Here is an 18644-nt window from a genome sequence, read left to right as displayed (position 1 = left end):
TCTTGTTCTGGCCGAAGAAGACATCGCCCGGTTTACCATAGCGCGTGTTGCTGAAAAAGCTGGGAGCAGCGTTGGCTCCCATATATCAGTACTTTCCCAATAAGGTGTCGATTCTTTTTCGCCTGCAGGTGGATGAGTGGATACAGACGACCAGGATGATGCAAAGCATATTGAAAGACGCCAGCGCACCGCCTCTGGAGCGCCAGCGCACGCTCGTGCATGTTTCTCTCTGAATGTGAAGAAGCTGATGTTCGTAGTGCTCTCAACGATGCCGCCACGCTCTACTTCGACAGCCCAGAGGCATGTAAGGAGCGTGCCGAAGGTGACCATGTGGTCGACATTTTTATGGCGGAAGAACTGCCAGGGGTGAGCCCAATATCCCGAAAGATGGCTGATGGGCTTATATTTACAACACTCAGCTCCGTGGGCAATAGCTTTTCACTGACTATGAGAACAAAGAGAAAAATAAATTCTTGTGCAGATGCAATGTCAGACATGTTCTATACTTATATAAAAATTTTGAGGTCATGCACTGCGGCAAGTGGCAGCCCAATCAACGCAAATTTAACTTTGAAATAATATTAAACCTCTAGTCACAACGAATTGACAATTGCATGTGGCGATACTATTATAATTATGCAAATAATAGTTTTGTCGCAGGCGTTATCGTTATCCAACGCGCCCAATTCCGAGTGGGCCTCAGCAGAGGGAACTTGGAACATAGGCGCTACGGTAATGCCTCACGTCTTCTTGGCTGTATTTTCTGGATACTCGCCGAGGTTTGACCACTCACATCTCTGCAAAAAACTTGCGGCAGAAGATCATGGGGTAACCGTAGCCTTTTCTTTAACCTGTGCAATGAAAAGGCAACAACCATGCAGACAACCGAAAACACCATCCTGATCACCGGCGGCACTAGTGGCATCGGCCGCGCATTGGCCGAAGCATTTTACGATCGTGGCAACAAAGTCATTGTCGCCGGGAGGCGTCGGTCCAATCTTGAAGAAATTATGACAAAATGTCCCGGCATCGTAGGCTTGCCTCTGGATCTGGGCTGTCCGTATTCTCTGGCCCGCCTCAAGGCCGATGTGCACACAAGATTCCCCGATCTCAACGTTCTCATTGCCAACGCAGGTATTTCACGGCCAGAGGACGTCACCGCCGATCACTGGGACAGCACCGATACTGAAGCCATCATCAACACCAACATTCTGGGTGTCGTGCGCACAACGGCAGCGTTTTTGCCTTTGCTTAAAAAGCAGCCAAACTCGACGATCATGGCGACCGGCTCAGCCCTAGCATTTATGCCTCTTGCCAGTTTTCCTACCTACTGCGCAAGCAAGGCCTTTGTACACTCGTGGCTTACAGCATTGCGGCATCAGTTGCGCCATATCCCGGTGGAAATTTTGGAACTCTCACCGCCCTATGTGCAGACCGAGCTTACGGGAGCCCAGCAAGCTGGCGATCCCCGAGCCATGCCACTTAGTGACTACATCAGGCAAGTAATGCACATGCTTGAGCAGCACGACCACCCACGCGGTGAGATTCTGCTTGAACGCGATTACGCTCGCCGCTGGGCCGAGAGAGATGGCACATACGACACCCTTTTTGTCGCTATGAACCCAAACTAATCGATATTTATCGAATTATGCCTGCGTTGCACCATGGTTGAACAACACGCCTTGGCATGCGAAGCGCCAGCGCATTGGACAGCCTCAAAGTGGTCATGTTCCTTCTTTGGGGCTGTCCGGCATTGTCAGGCGTTTTTTTGTCTGTCTCAGAGAGGCCGTGGTTCAGCAGGCACAGAACGTTAACTGCGGTATATTTCGCGCCGTCGTCCTAGTCGCCATGCAATTTTCCAGAAAATTGAACATGGCTTTGTCCTGTGGCCTCTCTGGAGTCTGGACCGTGTGCTGGCGGGGATAGGCTTTTGTTTATGCATCAGACATGCCCCTCTGGAGTAGTCGTGTGGCATTGGGCTGTGGCCTGTCACTGGCTGCTTGGAGGCTGTCTGCTTCACCCAGGGCAGAGACCGAGCGTCCTGTGTCTGTCTTGAGGGTGGCTTTGCAGATGTAGTGACACGCTGTGCCTTGGCTGGTATGGCTGACCAAGTCGATGTCTATAGCCGAATATGAGTCGGGAAAGGTCGATGAGGGCATCTTGAGGCTCCGTATTTGACGTTGTCACGCCTACAGCGCATAAGATGCCTATTTTTCATATGCGTGTGCAGGAGGACACCCGTGAGCCTTTGGGATTGGACTCTTTGGTGCGAACCTTGGCCAGATAGCTGGCGGTATACACCACGTCATCCATCTGGGCATCAACGTCAGGGGAGTTTCTTTCGATGAATTTGCCCACTTTCCCATTGCTGCTGGAGAAGTTGACCAGTCCGTCATTGTCTGCGTCCAATTTCTTTTTTACAGCCCGGTTGAATGCTTCCTTGATGGAATAGCCATTTTGTATGGCGTTGCCATTTACAAAGATGTTGAGGTGGTAATGTGGATTATCGTCTGAGGTCGTTTTCTCTGATACCCAGACAACGTGGAGATCTGGATCGTTTTTTCCATTTTTAAAGCGTGAATCTGTCTGGCGTTTAACATTTTCAATGATTCTGGTCATATCCTTGTGGCTAAGTGTGCCATCACGATATCGCTCACTACGAATGTCTAAGCGTACAGACAATGACCTTACCCCACTGCGTATACCACTCGTAAGTTACTGGTTCCCAATGGGTTGCAGGTTATATTCTTTGCGCGAAATTCTTCCGGTGTCAGCCAGCCCAAGGAACTGTGCGGTCGCCGTTGGTTGTAATCCTGCCGCCAGGCTTCGACTGTTCTGCGGGCATCGTGCAGGGACAGAAACACGTTCTGATTTAAGCACTCATCCCGAAATTTTCCGTTAAAGCTTTCAATGTGCCCATTGTCCGTGGGCTTCCCCGGACGAGTGAACTCTATCTGTACTCCATGCTCAAAAGCCCAAGCGTCCAAGGCCTTACCGCTAAATTCTGGACCGTTATCAACCTTGATACGTTGCGGTAACCTTCCTTGGAGGCGTAGTTTTTCAAGGACGCGCACAACTCGAGCTCCAGGCAACGACATATCCACTTCGAGCACCGGGCTTGAACGATCCCACAGATCAGCAATTGTCAAAATTCGGATGCGTCGCCCTCCCATAAGGGAGTCGCTTACAAAATCCATCGCCCATTGTTCATCTGGGCCAGCCTGGACAATACGGGCATGGCTTGGACGCTTCACGCGTTTGCGGGTACGCAACGAAAGGTTTTCTTCCTGGTAAATCCTTTCTGTCCGCTTGGTCCCGGCGCAACAACTCATGTAGGCGCGGAGAACCGAAACGCCGCCGATCTTCCGCCAGTTCCAGCATCCGCGTCCGTAAAAGAAGATCACGGTCTTTAGATGGTGATCGCCTGGCTGAACAGCGGTTAAACTGAATCACTCGGCAAGCCCGCCGCTCTGAGTAGCCATGCGCAGTCTGAATGTGCTGCACGGCTGCTCTATTAGCTGCGGGCTTCAAAAGTTTTTTGAGATCACATCCTTCAGGACGACAATATCAAGTGCCTGTTCGCCTACAAGTCTTTTCAGCCGTGCGTTATCTTCCTCCAACTGGCGCAACCGCTTTGCGTCAGAGATGTTCATCCCACCGAATTTACTGCGCCATTTGTAAAAGGTCGCATCCGAAATACCATTCTGACGGCACAGATCGACAACGCGCACTCCAGCCTCGGCCTGCCGCAAGATCCCAATAATTTGCTCTTCGGTGAATCTGCTACGTTTCATTCTTGTGCTCCTATGTCAGGAACACTAACTTTTCAATGGCATACTTCTCGGGGGGAGGGTCAAAAGAATCTTATGTTTGATGAAAATGAGATTCGTAACGTTTTCAAATATGAAATAGAGAAAAAATCTATCTCCGATGATCCAAAACAGTACATGTTAGAGCGTTGTAAAGAATTGAAGGAAATTCATAAGGACAATGAAGATAATCTAAAGATAATTATGGCGTATATGTTGGCACTTGAGGGGATTGTGTGGAGAAAGATAAATGAAAAATTGTGGGATCATAGCAAAGATATAAATAATAATACGACTTTTGTAAGTCGGAGGCTAAAGGATTTTAAAGAGATAGCTGCAGAGTATAAAATTCCATTTATTGCAGCTAACATCTGGAATGGTAGGGGTAAAAGCAAGCGTGTAGATAGGGGATCCATTGTAAAAAACATGCTTGAACAGCTTGCATTTTTTTACGCAAAAAAGTGAGGTTGACCTCAAATTTTTTGAAGATTGTTTAAAGGCGGGTCTGGGTATGCGGCACATCTGACAGCGATTAAAGTGTCAAAAAGAGGAAGGGAGAGTTACCGGGCGTACGCTCGCGTTGGCGTAGACTCATATTTTTATTTTTCAATGGTGGTAGCCCGGTGGTAGCCCAACGAAAAAAGCCCTTACAGCGATTAACTGCAAGGGCTTGTTTTCTTTTGGCTCCCCGAGACGGACTTGAACCGCCAACCTAGTGATTAACAGTCACCCGCTCTGCCAATTGAGCTATCGGGGATCGTTCAGGCAAGGAAGTGTTTACGGAAAATACGGGGTAAGGTCAAGTCAAAAATGCAAAAATTTTTTTATCGGGCTAAAATCAGGCGTGCCAGCTTTTTTTCATAGCGCTCGGCTTCGCTATAAATACAGCCACAGTAGGGCTGGCGGTACAGTTCCATCGACTTTGATCTGTCGATGCCTTCCTGCCAGTCTTCACGAAAATCCCTGTACACGAAGTCGGGGCCCACGCCGTCCGGGCTGGACAGGCGTTCCCCTGTCTGCCTGATGACATCGTGGGGTTGATAGCGTGAATACAACAGGCTGCTGCTCACAAAGGCGAAGCCAAGCTGGCTGGCGGCGGCAAAGGCAGCCTCAATGCGGCTTGAGCAACAGTATGCGCAGCGTTGGGGCGCGACATCGCGGCCCGCCACTGCCCGCAACCATGTGGTGACGTTCCAGCTGGCATCGTCATAAAGAATGGGAATGCCCATCCTTTCGGCGCATTCGCCCGCAGCGTCCCTCCGGCGCAGATATTCGGAGAGCGGGTGTATGTTGGGGTTCATATACCAGGCTGTGACTGCAAAACCCTCATCCAGCAGCCGCGTGATGGGCATGACGGCGCAAGGGCCACAGCAGACGTGCAGCAGCAGGTTGCGCGCACGGGGCGTAGCGGCGGGGGAGGATTGCGGGCCGGAGAGGTCAGTGGGCACTGGATTTGCGGATATGGCTGCGGCAGCCTCCGGGAAGCCGGGCTTCCCGGAGGCTGTGCCTTGCCCGCCCATTACGGACGAACGGATATTTCCAGACATTTGCTGTAGCTTTGTTCCATTTCACGCAGACTGTCGCGCTTGTGGTTGAGCAGATACAGAGCCAGCTCGGGCGAGGCGTTATAGACGCACTTTTCTTTGTTTTCAGCGCGCAGCATGCGGTGCATTTCCCGCAGGGCCTGGAGGGCCTGCCACTCGATGTTGCGGCGCTGGCCCGTGCCGCCGCAGGAGGGGCAGGGTTCCATGGTGATGGCCAGGGCCGATGATCCGGTACGCTGACGCACGAGTTCGAGAAGGCCAAAAGAGCTCATGCGCCCCACATCATGCCGCGCGCGGTCATTTTTCATGATGTTGCGCAGGGTTTTTTCCACTTCAATGACGTGCTTTTTATCACGCATTTCAATGAAGTCGATGACCACCTGTCCGCCAATGTCGCGCAGCTTGAGGTGACGGGCAATGGCTTCGGCGGCTTCCATATTGGTTTTATGGGCCATGGCCTCGAAGTTGCCCTTGCCGGATATTTTGCCAGAGTTGATGTCAATGGCCATGAGGGCTTCGGTCTGGTCAAAGACCAGCCGGCCGCCAGAGGGCAGCAGCACTTCGCGGGTATAAATCTGGTCAAGCTGGCGGCGCAGGTTGAACCGTTCCCACATGGAGGTGCGCACGTCATTGTGCAGCCGCACGAGATCACTCTTGCGGGGGAAGAGCAGGTTGACGGTTTCGCGGATGCTCTGGGCCACATCCTCGTTGTCCACCCATATTTCGCCCACGTCTTCTGTCAGATAGTCGCGAACGGCGCGTTCCGACAGGCCTGGCTCCTGATAGATAAGGGCAGGGGCCGTGACCTCGGTGGCTTTTTTGCGAATGTCGCGCCAGACGCGCTTCAGATATTGCAGGTCGGTCTTGAGGGTCGTTTTGGTGGTTCCCGCGCTGACCGTCCGCACGATGACTCCCAGCCCCGGGCCGGGGTCAATGCCGTTCATCATTTCGCGCAGGCGGCTCCGTTCTTCATCATCGTCCACTTTGCGCGAAACGCCGATCTGTTCCTGTCCGGGGGTGAGCACAAGAAAACGTCCGGCCAGCGAGAGCCACGTGGTCAAAAACGCGCCCTTGCTGCCCGTAGGCTCCTTCACAACCTGAACAAGCACTTCCTGTCCGGCCTTGAGAACTTTCTGGATGGGCGGAAATTTTTTGCCCTTGGCTGGCTCGTGATGCGTCAGCCAGTATTCGGGATGGATTTCGTCAATCTGCAGGAAGCCGTTTTTGCCTGCGCCGTAGCTCACAAAAGCGGCCTGAAGATTGGTGTCTATGTTGTGGATGACGCCCTTGTAAATATTGCCCTTGATTTTGCGCTGATGCAGCATGTCCAGGTAATATTCAAGCAACTGTCCGTCTTCGGTCAGGGCCACCTCAACCTGCTCGCCTGGCAAAACGCTGATGAACATGCGGCGTCTGCCGGAGCTTGATTCGGATTTTCCCTTACCCTTGGCCGTAGGCGCTGCCGGAGCAGATTTCTGGTTGTTGGCAGTCTTGGCCGGTTCGGGGGTTTTCTTGTCAGGGCTGGCGGCAGGCGTGGCGGCGCTGGCCTGGCCCGTTTCGGCAAGGGCCTGGCTCTGACCATTTTGCGGGGCGTCGTCAAAAACCTCGTCGGCAGCAAGTCCATCGCTTGCCTGCATCTCGCCATTATCGCCATTCTGCTCTTTTCTGCGGTTGCGGCCACGTCCCCCGCGGCGTCCACGCCTGTTCTTGCGGCGCGGCGCGTCATCGGAGCCTTCAGGGCGTCCTTCAGTATCCTGGGTGTCGGTGACAGCTTCCAGCGCCAGGGTTTCGGAGGCCGTAATGGCAAGCGATTCGCGGCTGGCAATGGCCAGCTTTTCGCCGGAAGCCAGTGCCAGCACTTCTGTGGATGTTACCGTCGCAGTGACGGAAACCGTGGCGTCCTTGACCTCGGCAGCGGGTTTGCCAGTGTGCGCGGTCTGCGGCTGGCGCTGACCGGCTTCTGTTCTGGCCGGGGCAGGCCTGGCCTGAGGAGCGGCGGTGGAGGACGGAAGATTTTTCTTTTCAGGCTGTGCGGCGGCCTTTGGAGCAGGACTCTGGGCCGACGTTTTTGTGCGGGGCGCAGCGGCGCGGGCCCTGGCCGAAGGGCGGGCCCCGGCAGCGGTGGCCGGTTTTGCGTCAGGTTTTGCGTTGGGTCTGGCTTCAGATGTCGCACCCGCGCCCGGAGCGGCGTCGGCAGGCTTGCCAGCGGCGCTTGTGGCGGCATCCGGCTTGGCGGCCGTGCTTTTGCCAGCATGCGATCGGGCCGTGCCCCTGGCTGCTCCAGTTTTTGTGCCCCTGCTTCTGGCAGTGCCTTTTTCGTTGGCAGACATGTCTTTAGCCGTGGCTGTCGCTGGAGCGGCCTTGCCCTCTGCCTTGGCAGCGGTAACGTCGTCCTTGCCAGTCCTGGCAGCTGTCTGCCTGCCTCGGGCGGTTCTGGATTTTGCGGCGGACTTTTTGTCGCCGCTGGGCGTGGAGGGAGCGGCAGCAGCAGTGGCGGCTGGCGCTTTTTCCACACTCTTTTCCGCAGGCGTCTGCGCCGTGGTCGCGGCAGGCCGGGCTGTCTTTTCAGATGCAGCCTTTACCGCAGGCGCAGTGCCAGATTTTGCGGGCGCGTTGTCAGGCGTGCCAGCCTTGGGGGCGTCTGCCGTGCCGGAGCTTTTTTTGGCCGAGGCGGATTTGCCCGTCGTGTTTCTGGCAGTCTTGGGCCTGGCGGCTTTTGGCGCGGAATCCGCGCTGGCGGAGGAAGGAGAAGCCTTGGGAGAAGTCTTGGAAGCGGGGGAAGGGGGCGCGGTTTTTTCTGCCGTTTTGGCGACTGTTCCAGGGGCAGTAGCCGTCTTTCCGCGGGCAGAGGCGCGGGTCTTGGGTTTGGAAGGCTTCGGGCTCGGTTCGCCTGAATTTTGGGTCTCTGTCACTGGGGTTTCTTGGTCTTTGGTCATGAAAGTCCTTTGGCTGCGGGGCGGGTTCACCACCGCGAAAAATTTCAGCAGCATGCCGTAATCCCAAAAGGAATTTGCCGCAGCAGCACCGTGTGGCGCGCATTTGCGGCAGGCATACCAGTCTGCTTGTTGGAGAGTACGTTTTTTTGAAAAATATGCAAGCGTTCCTGTGCAGTGAAGAAGAGTAATACGTGTATGCCGTCGGTTGGGGCATTCATTGTGAATGTGCTTGACGACCGTGCTGGCAGGCGTCTGCCGCAAAGGCGTAAACAAAGCTTGAGCGGTGCCCGCAGAGCGATTTGAACTGTTGGGGGGGGCTGTCCTGCGGAGGGGGGAGCAGCGGCGCACTGTGCGGTATTCTATGCGAAAGACAGCACGCCGCTTCATGCGCTGAACGTTTTTGCGTGGAGCGCCATAGAGCTTTTGGCAACATACACTGTGCCTGCCGATATCGCAACCAGGAATCCTTACTGTCGCGACGGAAGAAAGCCTCATTCGACGATGGCATGAATCCACGTGCGCGCAGATGCAGGCATGTGGCAGGGAGCAGGGCTTTCACGCGCCACCGCCGACGTTTCCAAGCCTTTCAAAGAATTTAGCAGGGCAAAAAAGTGCGGTTCAACCTGGTGTGGCCGAAGGGCAGCCGCCCCTGCGGGCGGCCATCCTCCACATGACAGCACGCCATTATCCGGCATGCTTCTCTTTCAGGCTTTCGTGAGCGTCGCTTGTGGCGCGGGCTTCCCTGGTATTTTCATCTGCGAACACAAGCCAATGGAACAGGCCCACAAGCACGCCGCCGCCAAGGATATTGCCCAGTGTTACCGGGATGAGATTTTTCAGCACAAAGTTTTCCCAGGTGAGCAGCGAGAGCGTGTGAACAGGATCGGCCAGCTTGGCCGCTACTTCGGGCGGCATCATACCGCTGCACAGTATGCCCATGGGGATCATGAACATGTTTGCGATGCTGTGTTCGAATCCGCAGGCAATGAACAGGCCCACAGGAAAAAGGCAGGCTGCCATCTTGTCAAAGAGCGAGCGGCCGGAATACCCCATCCACACGCCAAGGCAGACCATAAGGTTGCACATGACGCCCAAAAACAGGGCCTCGATAAAGCTGTGGGTCAGCTTGTATTCGGTTGTCTTGATGTAATAAAGGGCAATGCTGCCGCCGTCGTTCCAGGGGTGCCCGCTGAGAAGGATAAGGGCTACCAGCGCAATGGCGCCGACGAAATTTCCGGCATAAACGATGCCCCAGTTTGCGAGCATCTGCCCCCAACTAATCCTGTTACTCGCGCGGGGCACAAGCGTCATGGTGGTCGAGGTGAAAAGATCGCCGCCCAGCACCACCACAAGCATGAGGCCAAGGCTGAACACAAGCCCGCCAACGATCTTGCCTGCCCCTGTCACATTGGCCACAGCGCAGTAAACAAAGCCCAATCCTATAAACAGACCCGCCATCACGGAAAGCAAAAAAGCCTGGCGGGGCGGCCGTGTGGCCTTGATTATCATGGTTTCCACAACCTTGCCGTACATCTGGCGAGGATTCAGCGCTTCAAAAGACGCTCCGGTCATGAACAGTCTCCTTATGGAGGGAACAGTGTGGATGGACTCTGAACAGTGCTGCGCGGGCAGAACCTGAAACAAAAAGTCCGTCACCGTACACCAGCCATGAAAAAATATCCATAAGGACAGGTGTTACTGTATATAAAATGATACAATAGGCCTTATGCGTTGATAAGGGTGGGTATTGAGTTGGTAAACGTACTTTTGAATATAAATATATTGTAGTTGTCGGGTATTGTTATATCTATGGCAAATGTATATTTTTTTTATTTGCACTGCGTTTCATGCATAATTTGCTCTAAGTTTTTTATATATATTTATGCTAGTTATTTTATTTTCTAAATATGCCAGCATATTAAATGATTATAGACAAAATTTGTCGCGGAGTATTGCCCGGTTATGTACAAAACCTGCCCTGCCTTTTTTGGGGCAAAACGGAAAAAAATTCTGTGCAGTAACACAGTAAATAACTGTACTATAAGGCGTATTTTAAAATTTATATTTTGTTGTCCGGGGATTGCTGAACAACAAAACAGTAATAAGGTTTGACCTGGATTCATTTAGCCCATAATACATGAAGAAATATCGTTGTATCTATTGTATCGCCCCGACCGCTTCAAATTGAAACTGAGGTAAGCGAGAGATGCATGTTGTTCTTATTTCTGAATGCACCAGGAAATCAGTTTCAAGAACGCAAAGAATTTTAGACAGCTACGCGCCAAGAGCCGGTATTCGCACATGGATAACGCCCATAACCCGTGAAGGGTTGGCAGAACTTCATGCGGCTCTTCGCAAAAGTGCAACCCGCAATACGGCGGTGGCCTGTTATCAAAATGACGGCCGCCGCCGTATGCGTTTACTGTGGATTGTGGGCGCGCGGGGCAGGTTTTCTGCCGATGGCGCTGTTGCCGTGCGAACATCGCGGCGCTTGGCCAGGCGCGCGGCAGAAATTCCGCTCTGGCTTCGCTGTGTCTGCCTGTTGGCGCAGGCTGCCGCCCTTGTTCATGACCTTGGTAAGTATTCAATATATTTTCAGAAAAAGTTGCGCGATCGCAAAATGCTGTGCGATGACGTGCGCCATGAGTGGATAAGTGTCTGCCTGCTGCGCGCTTTACGGCAAGGTGTAAGCTGGCAAGAGGCATGGCGGGTTTTGCATGACGATAAGGCGCTTGACGAAGTTATTAAACGTCCAACAGACCCAGGTTCAAGGGCGTTCCACGCCCCGGCCACCGCTTTGGAAGCCGTGGATTTTCTTGTGGCAAGCCATCATCTGCTTTTTTCTGGCGGTGAAGATGGCGGAAGGGTTCCTTCGGTGGCGGCTTCCCATGTCCGTTCAAAGAATGTTCCTCAAGACTACTGCCAGCCCCACGCGCCCCTGCCCGAAGACATATGCAAAAATTTTCAGCGGCTTGAATCAAAATTGAGCGCGCTGACCGAGGCGCTGCAGGGCCGGGAGCATACGGAATTCTGGTGGGCATGCCTCATCCTGGCCAGGGCCGCGCTCATTTTTGCTGATCACACCGTTTCGGCCAGAGCCTATCCCACCCCTCCTGATGACGGCACAAGCGCCGCCAATACCCGGTTTGTCGAAAACAAACGTGTCCTTAACCAGCCATTGCACTGGCATTTGACCGAAGTGGCCCATGTGGCTGCCAACGCCGCATGGCGCATGGGCCAACTGTCGCAGAGCACGGCGGGCCCGCTTGAAGGGCTGCAAGAGGCTTCAGTGGCGTCCATTGTGGAACCGGCGGACGAAGCCTCGCGTTATCACTGGCAAAACCTCGCTGCCGATGCCCTGGCCCGCTGGCGGCAGGATAACCCCGACACGCCCTGCCTTGTGTTCAATATGGCTGGTACGGGCAGCGGCAAGACAAGAATGAACCTGCGCGCGGCCTGCATTCTTTCGCGTGATGCCGCGCCGCGTTGCTCCATTGCGCTCAATTTACGCAGCCTGACCTTGCAGACAGGGCACTCCCTGCAATCTGACCTTGGCATTTTGCCCGCCGACATGGCCACGGTCATCGGCGATGGCGTCACCCAAAGGCTTTTTGACTGGGCCAGTCGAACAGAAACCGTTGACGACAGAGACGTGGTCGAATCCGAGATCCTCTGCAGCGGCGATTCCGGCCCATTGCCCGCATGGATGGAACCCTTCTGGCGCACGGCGCGTGAAAAGGTGATCGTCGGTTCGCCCTTGCTGGTATCTACCATTGATTTTCTGGATGCCGCCGGCCGTCCTGACCGTCAGGGGCATCACGTCAAAGCCCTGCTGCGCCTCATGACAGCCGATCTGGTGCTGGACGAGGTCGACGGCTATGAGCCGGAAGCCCTTGTGGCTGTCTTGCGGCTGGTGCAACTGAGCGCTTTTTTCGGGCGCAATATCATCTGTTCTTCGGCCACACTTTCTCAGGCCACGGCTGACGCCGTCCATGCCGCCTGGATTTCCGGCCAGAAGCTCCGGCGCGCATTGATGCAGGAGCCAGACGCGGCCCCTGCGCGTTCGGGCATTGCCGTCATTGATGACAGTCTCGCGCCGGAAGTGCTGGTTTCTGACAACAAAAGCGCTGCATTTTCAGAATGGTATGCCAAACGCATGCAGGATATGACGTCCCATTTGCAACGCATGCCCTGCATGCGACGGGCTTTTTTGCAGCCGGTGGAGCCCTCCATACAGGGATTTCAGAATGCGGTGCTGGAAGCAGTGCAGCGCCTGCACGCTGAAAACGCCTGGGAATTTTCGCCGGGCAGGCGGATTTCTTTCGGTCTTGTACGTGTGGCGAACATCAACGGCGCTGTTGCCACGGCGCGCAGCCTGGCCCAGGCGCTGCCCCATGCCCATGTGGCTTGCTATCACTCTGGCGACTGGCGCATCAGCCGGTTTCATAAAGAGCGCCGCCTCGATCATCTGCTGACCCGCAAAAGAGGGAATGCCCATATCCTCGCAGACAAGGAAATACGGGTGCTTGTGGCCCGCGCCACGCAGCCGCAAGTGCCTTTTATTGTTGTGGCCACGCCCGTGGAAGAGGTGGGCAGGGATCACGACTTTGACTGGGCTGTCATTGAGCCTTCCAGCGCGCAATCCATTGTTCAGGTTGCAGGACGTGTCAACAGGCACCGTCTTGTTTCCCGCGACAACGCACACAATATCGCCATACTCAGACACAATTTGCGTCATTGTAAAAATTGCGAACAGGGCTCGAAAGATACTCGTGCTTTTATTTTTCCTGGATACGAGGGCAAAGGTCAGGTGAGGCTATACAAGGGGCATGACCTTGCCCAGCTGCTGCCCTGGCAGGCGGAGGCGCTCACCATTGATGCCGGGCTGCGGCTTGGCGGAGGAAGTGCCTTTGCCGTTGCTGACGACAGGGCCATCGCCACGAGGGTTACGCGGTTTTTTGGCGCAGACAGCGATGGAAGTGAGGGGCTGTTCAGCCGTAGTCCCATAGATGCCTTTCGCATGTCGGCCACGCCCTATGAGCAAACGCCTCTGCGTAGCATATCTGGCCGCAAGCAGCTTTGGCTAATGCGGGTCGAGGGTGAAAATGCGCTGTATTTCCGTTGGGATGAGGATTCTCACGGCGCAAGCTGGGTATGTAACGAGCATGAAATGCGCAAAGAAAAGGCTATGCCCAATGCCTGGCTGGCGCTCAGCCCGCCGGAAATGGAACGCTTGTGTCATGAGGCGGGCATATGGCCGGAAGAAGGCCTGCAAGCCGAGCTGACCTCATATAATAATGACAGTTTTATGTATGATCTGGGTTTTGGCATACGGCGAATAACTTGAAACCAGCCGCAGTAGCGGACGGAAAGGAGCGCCATGAGCGAAGAATGGAAACCATACCCTCCCCAGAAATACCGAGAGGAAACGGAGCGTCTTGTCCATTTTAATTCAAAGACAGTCAATTCTAACGCAAGCCTTGTGGGCATACGCCTCGGGCCTGATGCCGCGCTGGACTTGCCCTATATTTCGTTGCGTACCCTTCTGGGGAGTGGTCTTTCCTTCCCGTTGGACTATGCGGAAGGCGGGGCAGCCAAGGCGGGCATCGTCAAGCAGATCAACTGGGTTCTCGCTGAAGCGCCAAAAGCGAAAGACGCGGGGGCTGACGAAAAAAAGGCAATCATTGAAGGCATCGCGGCTGCCAATGCGTCCGGCTACAGTATTGGCACGGACTTTGTGGATCACCGTCTGCGCCAGTTGCTTATTCCCAAAAAAGACGCGCCGGGCGGCTATGTGAGTATGACGCCAATAACGGCAAGCAGCATTTGCCCGCTGTTTTTTGACAGTGAGCAGGGTCTTGTGCCGCGTCATAACGAGGCAGCAACGGAAGAATCGGAAGGGGCAAGGCGAAAGCTGCGCCAGGCCCAGTTCGGTATTGGCGGATCCAACCCGCAAAACGTCGGCAGTCTGGTGCGCTCCATGCAACGTCCCCTCATGGTGTCGGCCCCAGGGGCGTCGGCGTCCACCCGTGATGCCTTCGCGCTCTATCATAAAGGCCTGCCGCTTGATGTGCATGTCCCCGGTCCCTTCAGGGAAGCTGTCCAGACATATGCCGCATTTCGTGAAGAAGTGCTGAGGGCGGAACCGGATGAAAGCACAATTACCTTGAGGGAAAGAGAGCGGGAAGAAAAGCTTGTTGCGGCCATTGGCCGTGCCGTGCTGGATATGGCGGTAGAGGCCCAGGAACTGCTGGTGCAGCATGAGCATCTTCTGCCGGAAGATGAGCTTTTGCCCCACCTGGACCCGCCGCGTCACGCCCGCGTCTCGCCCCATGTACGGCCGCTGGAAATCCGGGGATTGCTGGACCCGTCGCTATGCGGGCTTTGCGATAACTGGGCACGCCGTATGGCACGGCTGGTAGTCGCCAAAATGCTGATGCCCCACAAAGGCACCGGGCACAGCCTTTTGAAGCTGGATTCGTCTGCCCGCTTTAGCCTTGAGGTTATTCTGGAGGAGGCGTTTCGATGACATCCTATCTTGTTCTGTCGCATATGCGGGTTCAGGGCGCCAACATGTATAATGCCGCCTTTCTTTTGGGCGGACCGCCCGTGCTCGCAGCCTGGCTCATGGCGCACGCTCTTGGCCGTAAAGTAGATATGGCGGACGACGTGCTTTCAATGGCTTTTGTGTTGCACAGTTACACGCCGCTTGGAGATTCATTTTACGGTAGATTCAACCCACAGTTGCGGCGAGGAGCGGCCTATACTTTTATGTCTTCAAGGAAACATTGGGACTATTCCGCCAAAAATGACCATGCATTGTCCCTCCAGCCGGTGGCCCGTGCCCATATGGAGGTTTCTCTGGTTATTGGCATTCGGGATCTCGCCACCGCCGAAGATATTGATGCCCATGTTGCAACAAGCCGACTTGCTGGCGGCGCGATCACCCGTAAGGGAAAATCACGTTTGTGCAGTGATGTCAGTGAGGCTCTTGAACATATTGGCACTGGCTATGTTGTGATGGATCGCCGCGACCTGCTGGAAAGGGAAGGGGCAGGCAACCGCGCGGAGCAGTTCGTGGCCGCTCTGGGCCACAAACCTGTGGAAGGCGACGGCATGGGCTGGCTTTCAGCCACCTGCCTTGGCTATGCCGCCACCACCCCGTTTGAAAAACGCTCCGGCGTGCGTGAAGGGTACGAGCATGCCTTTGCGGAACCGCTTGTGGGGCTTGTGCAGTACGTGCCCATACGCCGCTGCCTTGATGAAGACAGGGCGGAACAAACTTTGTGGAGATCAGAGTGGGCAACGCCCGACGTGTACAGAATATATCAGGATCAACGCTAACCCCCAGTAAAAGGAAAATATCATGGCAAAAGCTCTTAAAAAACTGCCCGGTGTTCTTTCATTTCAGCGTTGCCTTATGGTTACTGACGCCCTTTTTTTCAATGTGTTTGCCGATGGCAGTATTTCGCCGCTCCCCGTCGTGCGGCATGGCATCAGGGGTACACAAAATATCAATAAACCTGATACGAAAGATAAAGAGAGCGCCAGCGCAAAAAGCGCCCCACGCGAAGAAGTTTCCAACATCCAGACCACAGATTCAGCCAAACTTGACCCCATGGCCGAAAAGTTGCGCGTCCGTTTTGACGTGCGTTTTCTTGATCTTTCTTCAGCGCTTTTTGCCTGCGCTCCTGGAAAAACAGATGATATGGAAGACCTGACTGCCTTCAGGGAAGGGCTGACTGCCTTTATCGACAAAGGCAAAGAGAGCGCAGGCATGACAGAACTCGCCTGCCGCTATGCGCGCAACCTGGCCAATGGCCGGTTCTTGTGGCGCAACAGAGCCATTGCGGAGCATGTAAGCGTTCGTGTGCGGGACAGGGCGGACCTGGATGTTCATTTTGACGCTCTGCAAGTACCCCTGAATACGTTTGATTCCTATTCCGAGGCGGAAAAGGCCGTTGCCGAACGCATCGCAGCCGGACTGCGGGGACAGCGCGACGTGTCTTTGCTGGTAGAGGCGGATGTGGACTTTGGCGTGCGCGGCGCACTGGAAGTCTTCCCCTCGCAAAACTATCTGGAAAACAAGGCCAAGGGCTTTGCCCGTCCTCTGTATTGCGTTGGCGAAGCGCCGAAAAATCAGGACAAGCACAGTGTTCAGGAGCGCGGGCAGGCGGCTTTGCGCGACCAGAAGGTGGGCAATGCCCTGCGCACCATTGATACCTGGTATCCGGGCTATGGGGAGCGCGGCCTTGCTATCCCTGTAGAACCCAACGGCGCAAGTCTTGATGCACAGCTCTTTTTCCGTAATGAGAAAAAAATCTCTGGTTTCGGCTATATGTTGCGGGCGGGCGATATGGACCCCGATACGCCCGAAGGCATGTTTTTGATGGCCTGCATCATTCGCGGCGGCGTCTTTTCAGAGAGTGCATAGCCATGATGCCGCGCGTGTATTTTGACATCGAGGCCTTGGCCGCCGCTGAAGACACGGGCATGAGCGCTCCCGCATTACGGGGGCGCATGCTGACCCTGCTGCATCCCTTGTTTGCGGCAAAGCCGCATACCTATGCTCTGGCAATACCGACAGGACGTCAGGCCGTATGCGACAGAGGTGGAGGAGCATTACGGGTATTCGCCTCCAGCAGGGATGATCTGGATGCCCTGGCGGCCTCGCTCTCTGGCCTGCCCTGGATGCGGGATTATGCCAGACTGCACTATCCCGCATCAGTTCCTGAAAACTATGCGGGAGCCTGGGTGGCCTTCAGACGGTATCGCGTACCTAGTTTGAAAAGCGACCGCAGAACAGGGGCAGAGGCCGGGCAGCTGCGCCAGCGCCGCATGCAGACCGTGCAAAAGGAGAAGATGGACTACTTTATTGTGAGCAGCAAAACCACGGAGCAGCGCTTTACGCTGGCGGTGCGTCGTGAGTCCGGGTCGCCGCCGCAGGCCGAGTGCCTGCCGAACAGCTATGGTCTGTGCAGCGCCCATAACGTTTTCTGCGTGCCGGACTTGCCGTGATCTGCCATGAAGGAGAAAAAACAGGTCAATCCCCGGCCCGTGATGCTCTCCAAGCGCGCCAATGTGTTTTATCTGGAACACGTGCGCGTTATGCAGATGGACAACCGCATCGTCTACGCAACGCAGGATGGCGGGGAGATTGAGTCGTATTTCAATCTTCCGGAGCGTAACACCGCCTTTGTTTTGCTGGGCAAAGGGTCATCCATAACGGATGCGGCCATGCGCCGCATGGCCGAGTCCCATGTGATGGTCGGGTTTTGTGGTTCAGGAGGGTCGCCGCTTTTTGGCGCTCTGGATATGGCTTTCATGCCACCGCAAAGCGAATACCGCCCGACAGAGTATATGCAGTCATGGATGGTCAAATGGTTGGACGAAAATGAACGTGTGAAAATTGGAAAACAACTGCTGAAAGAACGCGCCAGTTATGCTGATGCTCAATGGCGAAAAAATGTGGATCTGCAAAAGGCTGGCATTGGCATCCCCAATGCTCTTCACGAGTCATTCCTTAAAGATGTGGATGGCGCTGAATCCACCCAACAGCTATTGCTTGCCGAGGCCAGATGGGCCAAAGCGCTTTATGGTATATTGGCAAAAGCGTTCGATTTCAGCTTTACACGTGAGGAAGGCAAAAGGGCCGGAGCCACCCGCGCCGATGTGTGCAACGCTTTTCTCGATCACGGGAACTACATAGCTTATGGGTATGCCTCCGTTGCGTTGTGCGGGCTTGGAATAAGCTTTTCCTTGCCCGTATTGCACGGAAAAACACGGCGCGGAGCCTTGGTTTTTGACTTTGCGGACGTTGTAAAGGACGCTCTGGTCATGCCAACGGCTTTTACCTGCGCAGCGGGCAAAAAAACACATAAGGATTTTCGGGAAGAACTGATTGAACGTTGTCAGCAACAGGAGGTGTTGGACTATCTTTTCGGGTTCATTATTGGCCTGTGCGAAAATAGTTAATAGTTCAAGTGTAATAAGTGTGGCTTGAAAAAATGAAGCATACTGCTGCAAAAAACATATAACATGCTTTATGTGTTATATTTTTAGCGGGAAGTGTCTAGTTATCCGCCGCGTAGGCGGCTTAGAAGCGCTGACCAAGGCCCAGGTGGCCCCGTACTTCGTTATCCGCCGCGTAGGCGGCTTAGAAGCGGGCGCTGGCGCACCCAAAAAAGAAGAAAAAGTTATCCGCCGCGTAGGCGGCTTAGAAGTGTTGATGTGGCAGAGCTGGTTAGCAACCTCTGTTATCCGCCGCGTAGGCGGCTTAGAAGTGGGCGTGTGGCCACGCTGCTGCCCTGGGACTGTTATCCGCCGCGTAGGCGGCTTAGAAGTCAAAGACAACC

13 protein-coding genes, 1 tRNA gene, 1 pseudogene and 1 CRISPR repeat array (1 of these 16 only partly in view) are annotated in these 18644 nt (G+C 54.7%); of the genes and pseudogenes, 9 read left to right on the top strand and 6 right to left on the bottom strand.

Annotated features, from left to right (window positions below; translation table 11 throughout):
* Nucleotides 1-219: 219 nt before the first annotated feature.
* Both RBR41_RS04465 and RBR41_RS04460 read left to right on the top strand, forming a co-directional pair.
* Nucleotides 220-579 carry a hypothetical protein gene (locus RBR41_RS04465; protein ID WP_320351386.1) on the top strand — a complete coding sequence of 120 codons (360 nt, stop codon included), beginning with the start codon at nucleotides 220-222 and terminating at the stop codon, nucleotides 577-579.
* A 296-nt stretch (nucleotides 580-875) separates the two neighbouring features.
* Nucleotides 876-1631, top strand: coding sequence for an SDR family oxidoreductase (locus tag RBR41_RS04460; protein WP_320351385.1), 756 nt, complete (start codon nucleotides 876-878; stop codon nucleotides 1629-1631).
* Nucleotides 1632-2214: 583 nt separating this feature from the next.
* Here the strand turns inward: RBR41_RS04460 and RBR41_RS04455 are convergent.
* Both RBR41_RS04455 and RBR41_RS04450 read right to left on the bottom strand, forming a co-directional pair.
* The gene (locus RBR41_RS04455; protein ID WP_320351384.1) at nucleotides 2215-2682 is read right to left on the bottom strand and encodes an inovirus-type Gp2 protein; all 468 of its coding nucleotides are present in this window, start codon (nucleotides 2680-2682) and stop codon (nucleotides 2215-2217) included.
* 5 nt (nucleotides 2683-2687) lie between these two features.
* Nucleotides 2688-3794, bottom strand: a pseudogene (locus tag RBR41_RS04450) (IS3 family transposase).
* A 72-nt stretch (nucleotides 3795-3866) separates the two neighbouring features.
* Here RBR41_RS04450 and RBR41_RS04445 point away from each other — a divergent pair.
* Nucleotides 3867-4274, top strand: a complete 408-nt coding sequence (locus RBR41_RS04445) for a hypothetical protein (protein WP_320351383.1) — start codon at nucleotides 3867-3869, stop codon at nucleotides 4272-4274.
* A gap of 216 nt (nucleotides 4275-4490) precedes the next feature.
* Here the strand turns inward: RBR41_RS04445 and RBR41_RS04440 are convergent.
* From RBR41_RS04440 to focA, 4 genes are all read right to left on the bottom strand, one after another.
* A tRNA-Asn gene (locus RBR41_RS04440) sits at nucleotides 4491-4566 on the bottom strand.
* Nucleotides 4567-4633: 67 nt separating this feature from the next.
* Nucleotides 4634-5356 carry an epoxyqueuosine reductase QueH gene (locus RBR41_RS04435; protein ID WP_320351382.1) on the bottom strand — a complete coding sequence of 241 codons (723 nt, stop codon included), beginning with the start codon at nucleotides 5354-5356 and terminating at the stop codon, nucleotides 4634-4636.
* On the bottom strand, nucleotides 5329-8265 hold the full coding sequence (locus RBR41_RS04430; RefSeq protein ID WP_320351381.1) for an Rne/Rng family ribonuclease: 2937 nt from the start codon (nucleotides 8263-8265) through the stop codon (nucleotides 5329-5331). Before RBR41_RS04430 ends, RBR41_RS04435 begins: the two co-directional genes overlap by 28 nt.
* Nucleotides 8266-8973: 708 nt before the next feature.
* On the bottom strand, nucleotides 8974-9861 hold the full coding sequence (gene focA / locus RBR41_RS04425) for a formate transporter FocA (RefSeq protein ID WP_320351380.1): 888 nt from the start codon (nucleotides 9859-9861) through the stop codon (nucleotides 8974-8976).
* Nucleotides 9862-10495: 634 nt separating this feature from the next.
* Between focA and cas3f the strand changes: the two genes are divergently transcribed.
* From cas3f to cas1f, 6 genes are read left to right on the top strand one after another with little or no spacing between them, the layout of a single operon-like run.
* Nucleotides 10496-13636, top strand: a complete 3141-nt coding sequence (cas3f, locus tag RBR41_RS04420) for a type I-F CRISPR-associated helicase Cas3f (protein ID WP_320351379.1) — start codon at nucleotides 10496-10498, stop codon at nucleotides 13634-13636.
* Between the two features lie 33 nt (nucleotides 13637-13669).
* On the top strand, nucleotides 13670-14818 hold the full coding sequence (locus RBR41_RS04415) for a hypothetical protein (protein ID WP_320351378.1): 1149 nt from the start codon (nucleotides 13670-13672) through the stop codon (nucleotides 14816-14818).
* A complete protein-coding gene (locus RBR41_RS04410; RefSeq protein WP_320351377.1) occupies nucleotides 14815-15633 on the top strand; it encodes a type I-F CRISPR-associated protein Csy2 in 819 nt (272 codons plus the stop codon). Before RBR41_RS04415 ends, RBR41_RS04410 begins: the two co-directional genes overlap by 4 nt.
* 22 nt (nucleotides 15634-15655) lie before the next feature.
* A complete protein-coding gene (gene csy3, locus RBR41_RS04405; protein WP_320351376.1) occupies nucleotides 15656-16723 on the top strand; it encodes a type I-F CRISPR-associated protein Csy3 in 1068 nt (355 codons plus the stop codon).
* 5 nt (nucleotides 16724-16728) lie between these two features.
* Nucleotides 16729-17307, top strand: a complete 579-nt coding sequence (gene cas6f, locus RBR41_RS04400) for a type I-F CRISPR-associated endoribonuclease Cas6/Csy4 (RefSeq protein WP_413785130.1) — start codon at nucleotides 16729-16731, stop codon at nucleotides 17305-17307.
* Between the two features lie 6 nt (nucleotides 17308-17313).
* Nucleotides 17314-18264: a type I-F CRISPR-associated endonuclease Cas1f gene (cas1f, locus tag RBR41_RS04395; RefSeq protein WP_320351374.1), complete on the top strand. Its 951-nt coding sequence runs from the start codon at nucleotides 17314-17316 to the stop codon at nucleotides 18262-18264.
* Between the two features lie 100 nt (nucleotides 18265-18364).
* Nucleotides 18365-18644: direct repeats of the CRISPR family, unit length 28 nt; unit sequence GTTATCCGCCGCGTAGGCGGCTTAGAAG; it runs 5870 nt beyond the window's last position.

Origin of the sequence: Desulfovibrio sp., from assembly GCF_034006445.1 — a bacterium.
Classification (GTDB): Bacteria; Desulfobacterota; Desulfovibrionia; order Desulfovibrionales; family Desulfovibrionaceae; genus Desulfovibrio.
Note: the sequence above shows the minus strand (reverse complement) of the source record. Positions and strands in the feature narration are given on the sequence as shown.

Bases quoted from the DNA above. Each gene is read 5' to 3' on its own strand.
- RBR41_RS04445 (WP_320351383.1), top strand. From the start codon at position 3,867: ATGTTTGATGAAAATGAGATTCGTAACGTTTTCAAATATGAAATAGAG.
- focA (WP_320351380.1), bottom strand. From the start codon at position 9,861: ATGACCGGAGCGTCTTTTGAAGCGCTGAATCCTCGCCAGATGTACGGC.
- cas3f (WP_320351379.1), top strand. From the start codon at position 10,496: ATGCATGTTGTTCTTATTTCTGAATGCACCAGGAAATCAGTTTCAAGA.
- csy3 (WP_320351376.1), top strand. From the start codon at position 15,656: ATGGCAAAAGCTCTTAAAAAACTGCCCGGTGTTCTTTCATTTCAGCGT.
- RBR41_RS04415 (WP_320351378.1), top strand. From the start codon at position 13,670: ATGAGCGAAGAATGGAAACCATACCCTCCCCAGAAATACCGAGAGGAA.
- cas6f (WP_413785130.1), top strand. From the start codon at position 16,729: ATGCCGCGCGTGTATTTTGACATCGAGGCCTTGGCCGCCGCTGAAGAC.
- RBR41_RS04410 (WP_320351377.1), top strand. From the start codon at position 14,815: ATGACATCCTATCTTGTTCTGTCGCATATGCGGGTTCAGGGCGCCAAC.
- cas1f (WP_320351374.1), top strand. From the start codon at position 17,314: ATGAAGGAGAAAAAACAGGTCAATCCCCGGCCCGTGATGCTCTCCAAG.
- RBR41_RS04465 (WP_320351386.1), top strand. From the start codon at position 220: ATGTTTCTCTCTGAATGTGAAGAAGCTGATGTTCGTAGTGCTCTCAAC.
- RBR41_RS04435 (WP_320351382.1), bottom strand. From the start codon at position 5,356: ATGTCTGGAAATATCCGTTCGTCCGTAATGGGCGGGCAAGGCACAGCC.
- RBR41_RS04460 (WP_320351385.1), top strand. From the start codon at position 876: ATGCAGACAACCGAAAACACCATCCTGATCACCGGCGGCACTAGTGGC.